This is a genomic window from Saccharomonospora iraqiensis subsp. paurometabolica YIM 90007 (assembly GCF_000231035.2).
GTDB classification, from domain to species: Bacteria; Actinomycetota; Actinomycetes; order Mycobacteriales; family Pseudonocardiaceae; genus Saccharomonospora; species Saccharomonospora paurometabolica.
Genome location: NZ_KI912232.1, coordinates 26,334 through 34,278 on the forward strand (window position 1 = coordinate 26,334; position 7,945 = coordinate 34,278).

6 protein-coding genes are annotated in these 7,945 nt (G+C 72.6%); all 6 read left to right on the forward strand.

The genetic code is table 11. From position 1 onward, the window contains the following. Nucleotides 1–192 precede the first annotated feature (192 nt). The 6 genes from SACPADRAFT_RS0210590 to SACPADRAFT_RS0210615 all read left to right on the forward strand — a co-directional run bounded on the left by SACPADRAFT_RS0210590 (nt 193) and on the right by SACPADRAFT_RS0210615 (nt 7,812). Nucleotides 193–1,059: an alpha/beta fold hydrolase gene (locus SACPADRAFT_RS0210590; protein ID WP_028662381.1), complete on the forward strand. Its 867-nt coding sequence runs from the start codon at nt 193–195 to the stop codon at nt 1,057–1,059. Nucleotides 1,060–1,063: 4 nt separating this feature from the next. Beyond that, nucleotides 1,064–2,821: an FAD-binding protein gene (locus tag SACPADRAFT_RS0210595; protein ID WP_324604529.1), complete on the forward strand. Its 1,758-nt coding sequence runs from the start codon at nt 1,064–1,066 to the stop codon at nt 2,819–2,821. A 61-nt stretch (nt 2,822–2,882) separates the two neighbouring features. Next, on the forward strand, nt 2,883–4,004 hold the full coding sequence (locus tag SACPADRAFT_RS0210600; RefSeq protein WP_028662382.1) for a ferredoxin--NADP reductase: 1,122 nt from the start codon (nt 2,883–2,885) through the stop codon (nt 4,002–4,004). A gap of 109 nt (nt 4,005–4,113) precedes the next feature. Continuing rightward, nucleotides 4,114–5,298 (forward strand): acyl-CoA dehydrogenase family protein, encoded by a 1,185-nt coding sequence (locus SACPADRAFT_RS0210605; RefSeq protein WP_007025610.1) that lies wholly within the window; start codon nt 4,114–4,116, stop codon nt 5,296–5,298. A gap of 10 nt (nt 5,299–5,308) precedes the next feature. Beyond that, entirely contained in the window at nt 5,309–6,244 is a 936-nt protein-coding gene (locus SACPADRAFT_RS0210610; protein WP_007025611.1) for a VOC family protein, read from the forward strand. Between the two features lie 71 nt (nt 6,245–6,315). Continuing rightward, nucleotides 6,316–7,812, forward strand: coding sequence for an FAD-dependent oxidoreductase (locus SACPADRAFT_RS0210615; protein ID WP_007025612.1), 1,497 nt, complete (start codon nt 6,316–6,318; stop codon nt 7,810–7,812). The last annotated feature ends 133 nt before the right edge of the window (nt 7,813–7,945 follow it).

The window sequence follows — 7,945 nt, forward strand, 5'->3', positions numbered from 1 at the left end:
TGCGGACCGCACGGCGGGCACCCGCGCGCCGGGGGACGACGGGGCACCCGGGGCGACCTTCTCCGCCGAGACGATGGACCGGCTGCTCGCCGTCGGCCGGGCGGGCGCGTGGCTCTGAGCGTCCGTCCGGCCGTCCCGGTGACCGGGATGGCCGCGGGCGGGGACCCGCGCACGCTCACTACCGTCCGCGACATGAGCACCGAGATCGACCACGGGTCGACGCTGCGCGAACTGCCGACCGACAAGGGCGTGCTGCGCTACCACGAGGTGGGGACCGGGCCACCGCTGCTGCTGCTGCACGGGTCGGGTCCGGGCGTGACCGGATGGCGCAACTTCCGCGGGAACCTGCCCACGCTCGCCCGCCGGTTCCGGTGTCTGGTCCTGGAGTTTCCGGGATTCGGCGTCAGCGATCCCACCGACGAGCACCCGATGCTCGCCGCGCCCGGGGCGGTCGTGCGCTTCCTCGACGGGCTCGGTCTCGACACGGTCGACGTCATCGGCAACTCGATGGGCGGGATCATCGCCACCCAGGTCGCGGTCAAACACCCGGAGCGGGTGCGGCGGATGGTGACCATCGGCGGGATCGGTCGGAACCTGTTCACCCCCGGCCCGCCCGAGGGGATCAACCTGCTGATGGAGTTCACCGAGAACCCCACCCGCGACAAGTTGGTGCAGTGGCTGCACTCCATGGTGTACGACCCCTCGCTGATCACCGAGGAGCTGATCGAGGAACGCTGGGAACACGCCACCGACCCGGACACGCTGGCGAGCGCGAAGACGATGTACGGCCGGGAGGCGATGCGGTTCCGTCAGGAGATGGAGGCGAAGTCCGACCGGGCGCCCTACTGGGCGACGTTGCACAAGGTCCGCGCCAAGACCCTGCTCACCTGGGGCCGCGACGACCGGGTCAGCCCGCTCGACATGGCGTTGGTGCCGATGCGCACCATCCCGGACGCCGAGCTGCACGTGTTCGGCAACTGCGGGCACTGGGCGATGATCGAGCAGAAGGAGGCCTTCGAGAACGTCGTGCAGGCCTTCCTCACCCGAGAGGACGGCTGACCCCGTGTCCGGCACCCAGGAGATGCCCACTGTGGACGGGGTCCCCGACCGGGACGGGTGGGACCAGGAGGTCGACTTCCTGGTCGTCGGCAGCGGGGGCGGCGGGATGACCGCGGCGCTGGCCGCGCACGACGCGGGCCTGCGCGCGCTCGTGGTGGACAAGGGCAAGACCTTCGGTGGGAGCACCGCGCTGTCCGGCGGCGGGATCTGGATTCCGAACAATCCGACGCTGCGGGCGAAGGGACACCACGACAGCCGCGAGTCGATCCGGAGTTATTTGCTCCGGCTGACCGCGGGGCGGGTGCCCGAGGCACGCATCGACGCCTACATCGACCATGGCCCGGCCACGATGGAGCTGCTCGGCCGGAGCCGGTGGATGCGGTTCTTCTGGGTCAAGGGCTACTCCGACTACCACCCCGAGTACGAGGGCGGCAGGCCGCAGGGCCGGTCGGTGGAGGCCAGACCGTTCGACACCCGCAAGCTGGGCGAACTCGAACGCGACCAGCGACCGAACACCATGCAGGGCCCGCTCGGCCTGTGGGTCACCGCGAAGGACTACCACGACCTCGCCATGGTGAAGCGCACCTGGCGCGGCCGGTGGGCGGCGGTCGTGGCGGCCTGGCGGGTGGCCTCGAACCTGGTGCGCCGACGGCACATGGCCACCGGCGGCCGGGCCCTGGTGGCGCGGCTGCGGATGGCACTGCGCGACGCGGGGGTGCCGGTGTGGCTGCGCACCGCGATGACCGGGCTGGTCACCGACGACGACGGCGCCGTGCTCGGCGCCACCCTGGAACGCGAGGGCGAACCGGTGCGGGTGCGCGCCCGGCGCGGGGTGCTGCTGGCCACCGGCGGGTTCGAGCACAACACCGACATGCGCGACAAGTACCTGCCCGAAGGGGCCCGGGAGAACCACAGCGCGGGAGCGCGGCAGAACACCGGCGACGGCATCCGCGCGGGCGAGGCGTTGGGTGCGGAATTGGCGTTCATGGACGACGCCTGGTGGATGCCGTCGGTGCGGCACCCCGCGGGTGCGGTGATTCCGCTGGTGTCGGAACGCTGCATCCCGCGGTCGTTGATCGTCTCCGGCGAGGGCGGGCGGTTCACGAACGAGTCCGCCCCGTACGTGAACTTCGTCCACGACCAGCTCGCCGGGGGGCACGTCCCGGCGTGGTTCGTGATGGACGCCAAGGCCCGTGCCCGGTACCCGTTCGCCCAGGTGCTGCCCGGTGCGCCGTTCCCCGGGGCGTTTTACGAACAGGGCATCGTGCACACCGCCGACACGGTCGCCGAGCTGGCCGAGCGGATCGGGGTGGACCCGGAGGCGCTGACCGCGACGGTCGAGCGGTTCAACACCGCCGCCCGCTCGGGCACCGACCCCGACTTCGGCCGGGGCGAGAGCGCCTACGACCGCTACTACGGCGACCCCACCCTGCCGAACCCGAATCTCGACGTCGTCGACGAGGCGCCGTACTACGCGGTGCGCATCGAGGTCGGGGACCTCGGCACCAAGGGTGGCCTGGTCTGCGACGAGCACGGCCGGGTCCTGCGCCCGGACGGCTCGGCCGTGGCGGGGCTGTACGCCACCGGGAACACCTCCGCGCCGGTGATGGGCAACGAGTACGCCGGTCCGGGCGCGACCATCGGACCGTCGATGGTGTTCGGCCACCTCGCCGCGCGCCACGCCGCCGGGATCATCGAGCACACCGGCGACACCGGCGAGACCGGCGAGACCGGCGAGACCGGCGACCCGCGAGGTGGCTGAGCACGCCAGGAAGTCGGTGCACACCGGGACGTCGGTGCACATCGGAAGGTCGGTGAACGTGATGACCGCACCCCCTGTCCTGACCCTCCGCGTGGTCGAGGTGGTCGCCGAGACCGCCGACGCGCACTCGCTGGTGCTGGAGCCGGTCGACGACACCGGGGAGACCGGGAGGCTGCACTACCGGCCGGGCCAGTTCCTCACCGTGCGGATCCCCGGTGACGGGCCCGGCGGCGCCGCGCGGTGCTACTCGCTGTGTTCCTCACCGGTCGTGGACGACAAGCCCCGGATCACCGTCAAGCGGGTCGAGGGCGGGTACGGCTCCAACCGCCTCTGCGACCGCGTCGTGGAGGGCACCACGCTGGAGGCGTTGCGCCCGGCGGGCACGTTCACCCCGTCCGGGTTCGACGCGGACCTCTTGCTGGTCGCCGGGGGCAGCGGCAGCACACCCGTGCTGTCCATCCTCAGGTCCGTGCTGCACGCCGGGACCGGTGCGGTGACCCTGGTCTACGCCAACCGGGACGAGGACTCGGTCATCTTCCGGGACGAACTGCGGGGGCTCGTCGAGGCGTTCCCGGACCGGCTGACCGTGCTGCACTGGCTGGAGTCGGTGCAGGGCAGGCCGACCGTGCCCGCGGTGCGCGAGGTGCTGCGCCCGTATGCCGACCGCGAGGTGTTCCTGTGCGGGCCGGAGGCGTTCATGGCCGCGGTCACCGACGCGCTCAGCGGCCCGCAGGGCCTCGGCGTCGACCGGGCGCGGATCCACGTCGAGACGTTCCACTCGTTGACCGGCGACCCGTTCGCCGCACCGGAGGTTCCCGCCGACCCGTCCGGCACCGGCGACACCACGGACCCGGACGACTCCGACGACTCCGCCGACCCCGCCGCCGCGGACTCCGGCGGCTCCGCCGCGGCGACCGCGGAGGTCGTCCTGGACGGGCAGCGGCACACCGTGCGCTGGCCCTCCTCGGCGCGGCTGCTCGATGTGCTGCTGGCCGCCGGGATCGACGCGCCGTACTCGTGCCGGGAGGGCAACTGCAGTGCCTGTGCCTGCCTGCTGCGGGACGGCGAGGTGTCGATGGACCACAACGCCGTCCTCGACTCCGGCGACCTCGACGACGGGCTGATCCTGGCCTGCCAGGCGCGTCCGGTGTCCGACCACGTCACCGTCACCTACGAGGAGTGAGGCTCTTCCCGGTCAGCGGGAGAAACACCCCGCCGCGGACGCCGCGCTGACACCGTGGCAGCACCCCGCACCGACGCACACGCGGCACCTGACACAGAAGTGGGAAGACATGGCAGACACGGTCCTGGAGGCGATCGAACAGGCGGCCGACGAGCTCGCCGAACTCGGTCCGGACAACGAGAAGCTCGGCAGGCTCACCGACGACGCCGCCGCGGCCCTGCGCCGCACCGGGGTCGTCCGGATGCTGCAACCGGCGAAGCACGGCGGTGACGAGGCCCATCCCCGCGAGTTCGCCGAGGCGGTCATGGCCACGGCGCGACACGACGGGTCGAGCGGCTGGGTCGCCGGGATCGTCGGTGTCCACCCGTGGGAGATGGCGATGGCCGACCCCCGTGTGCAGGAGGAGGTCTGGTGGTCCGGTCCGGACACCTGGATCGCCTCCCCGTACGCGCCGATGGGCACGGCGCGGCCGGTGGAGGGCGGGTACGTCTTCGACGGGCGCTGGCAGTTCTCCTCCGGGACCGACCACTGTGACTGGATCTTCCTCGGCGGTCGGCTCACCGACGCGGAGGGGACACCGCTGCAGCCGATGCGGGCGGCGCACTTCATCCTGCCGCGGTCGGACTACGAGATCGTTCCGGACTCCTGGGACGTGGTCGGCCTGAAGGGCACCGGGAGCAAGGACGTCGTCGTCCGGGAGGCGTTCGTCCCGGAGTACCGGGTGATCGACTTCGGGTCGCTGGTCGACGGGACGGCGCCGAAGGAGGCCGGGCTGACCAACCCGACCTACCACGTGCCCTTCACGTGCGCGTTCCCGCTCGGCATCACCGCCGCTGTGCTCGGCATCGCCGAGGGCGCCCTGGCACACCACATGGCCTACCAACGGCAGCGGGTGCAGATCACCGGCACCAAGGTCGTCGACGACCCGTACGTGCTGACCGCGATCAGCGAGGCGGCCGCCGAGATCTCCGCCTCCCGGGTGGCGCTGCTGGACAACGCCTCCCGGATGTACGACGCCGTCGCCGCGGGCCGCGAGGTCACCTTCGACGAACGCGCCGTCGGCCGCCGGACCCAGGTGCAGGCCGCGTGGCGGGCCGTGCGGGCCGTGGACGAGATCGTGGCCCGCTCCGGCGGCAACGCGCTGCGCGGCGACAACCCCATCCAGCGGTTCTGGCGGGACGCGCACATGGGCCTGGCACACGCGATCCACGTGCCCGGTTCGGTGTTCCACGCCTCCGCACTGACCCAGCTCGGCATCGACCCGCCGCAGGGCCCGATGCGCAGCATGATCTAGGAGAACGACCGTGCACAACGTGACGCAGATCCGGGGACTCGGCTACCTGCGGGTGGCCACGACCGACCTCGCCCGGTGGCGCGAGTTCGCCGTCGACGGACTCGGCTTCGCCGAGACGTCCGGGCCGGACCCGGACGGGCTGTACCTGCGGATGGACGAACGCTGGGCGCGGCTGATCCTGCTGCCCGGCGACACCGACCGGGTGCTGGCCGTGGGGTGGGAGGTGCGCGACCAGTTCGCGCTCGCGGCGGTGGGCCGCGCCGTGGAGGCGGCGGGCACCCCGGTGACGATGCTGTCCCGGCCGGAGGCCGTGGAACGCGGTGCGGAGCAGGTGCTGAGCTTCACCGACCCGGCGGGCGTGCCGGTCGAGGTGTTCTTCGCCCCGCGACTGGACCACAGCCCGCTGCTGACCGGGAGGGGGCAGCGCTTCGTCACCGGGGAGCAGGGGATGGGCCACGTCGTGCTGCCCACCACCACGCCGGAGGAGACGGTGTCCTTCTACACCGAGGTGCTCGGCTTCCTGCCGCGCGGCGCCATGCGCATCGACGGCGGCACGGGGGACGTCAGCCGGGTCGAGCCGCCGCGGGTGCGGTTCCTCGGCATCAACCGGCGGCACCACAGCCTCGCCGTCGCCCCCGCGCCGCACGGGGAGGAGCCGGGTCTGGTGCACCTGATGGTGGAGGTGGACGGGCTGGACGCCGTGGGCCGCGCGCTGGACCGGGTGCGCGAACTCGGCTTCTCCATCTCGTCGACCCTGGGCAGACACACCAACGACAAGATGGTGTCGTTCTACGTGCGTGCCCCGGGCGGCTGGGACATCGAGTACGGCACCGACGGGATGCTCGTCGACGAGACCCACTACACCGCCGAGGAGATCACCGCGGACAGCTACTGGGGCCACGACTGGTCCGGCTCCGAACCGCTGGCCGCGTTCACCCCACGCTGAATGCCGCCACGCCCGGTCCATCCCACGCCGGGTCCCCGGAACCCACCCCCGCCGCGAAGGAGCGCGTACCGATGACGACCTCGCCGGCCACGGTGCCGGAGTCCACCGTGCACGACTACGACCTCACCACCGACGTGCTCGTGGTCGGCTTCGGCTGCGCGGGCGCCTCCGCCGCGATCGAGGCCGCCCGGGCCGGTGCGGAGGTGACCCTGCTGGACCGGGCGGGCGGCCCCGGCGGTGCGTCGGCGATGTCCGGCGGCGAGCTCTACCTCGGCGGCGGCACACCGGTGCAGAAGGCGTGCGGGTTCGACGACTCGGCCGAGGACATGTTCGCCTACCTGTCCGCGGTGCTCGGCCCGCACGCCGACGAGGAGAAGCTGCGCCTGTACTGCGACGGCTCGCTGGAGCACTTCGACTGGCTGTGCTCGCACGGTCTGACGTTCGCCCCCCGCCTCTACGACGCGCCGACGTGGATGCCGCCGACCGACGACGGGCTGATGTGGCTGGGGGAGAACGCCTGGCCCTACACCGAGCTCGCCCGGCCGGTGCCGCGCGGGCACCGGCCGGAGACCGAGGCGTTCGGCGGGTGGCTGCTGATGGAGAAACTCGCCGACGCCGCCCGTGCCGGGGGCGCGCGGGTGGAATTGGACACCCGGGCACACGCCCTGGTCGTCGACGACACCGGCCGGGTGGTGGGCCTGCGCGCCCGCCGCTACGGCGATGAGATCACCGTGCGGGCGCGCCGGGGGGTGGTGCTGACCACCGGCGGATTCGTGGACGACGAGGAGATGCTGGCCCACCACGCCCCGCATTTGGCCGGGCACGGCAAGGTCAGTGCGGGCCTGGATCACGGGGACGGCATCCGGATGGCGGCCGCCCTCGGTGCGGCGACCCGGCGGATGTCGGTCACCCAGATCGCGTTGTCCGTGGTGCCCGCGATGATCACCCGCGGGATGCTGGTGAACGCGCACGGGCAGCGGTTCCGCAACGAGGACGTCTACCCGGGGCTGATCAGTGTCGACGCCGTGCGGCACCAGCCCGCGCCGTGGTGGGTGATCCTCGACGAACAGGCCTACGACGAGATCCCGAAGGGGGAACGCTGGGGGGTGCGCCCCCAGCACGTCACCGAGACGCTGGCCGAGCTGGAGGAGGCCACCGGCATGCCCCCGGGCGCCCTGGAGACCACCGTCGGCGTCTACAACGAGCACGCCGGGCACGGGCGGGACCCGTACTTCCACAAGGCCGCGCGGTGGCTGCGCCCGCTGCGCCCGCCGTACGCGGCGATCGACACCCGGCTCGGTTTCGACAACGCGGGCAGGCACAAACCCGGGGACAATCCCGCGATCTCCGGGTTCACCCTCGGCGGCCTGCACACCGACGTGGACGGCGTCGTGTTCGACGTGGCCGGACGTCCGATCCGCGGCCTGTTCGCGGCCGGGCGCGCGAGCTCGGGCATCCACGGCGAGAACTACGTCAGCGGCACCTCGCTCGGCGACGGCACGTTCTTCGGCAGGCGCGCCGGGCGTGCGGCGGCCGGGAAACCCGCCGGGACGGGGGCCGGGGCATGACCGGGGACGGCACGACGGACACGGGCACGACGGACACGGCCACGACGGACACGGGGCCGACCGACACGGCGACGACGGGCGGCGCGGCGTTCGACCCGCTCCGGTACCGGGACCGGACGGTGGTGCTCACCGG

Coding starts and splice junctions, on each gene's coding strand:
- SACPADRAFT_RS0210590 (WP_028662381.1), top strand. CDS start 193: ATGAGCACCGAGATCGACCACGGGTCGACGCTGCGCGAACTGCCGACC.
- SACPADRAFT_RS0210600 (WP_028662382.1), top strand. CDS start 2,883: ATGACCGCACCCCCTGTCCTGACCCTCCGCGTGGTCGAGGTGGTCGCC.
- SACPADRAFT_RS0210605 (WP_007025610.1), top strand. CDS start 4,114: ATGGCAGACACGGTCCTGGAGGCGATCGAACAGGCGGCCGACGAGCTC.
- SACPADRAFT_RS0210615 (WP_007025612.1), top strand. CDS start 6,316: ATGACGACCTCGCCGGCCACGGTGCCGGAGTCCACCGTGCACGACTAC.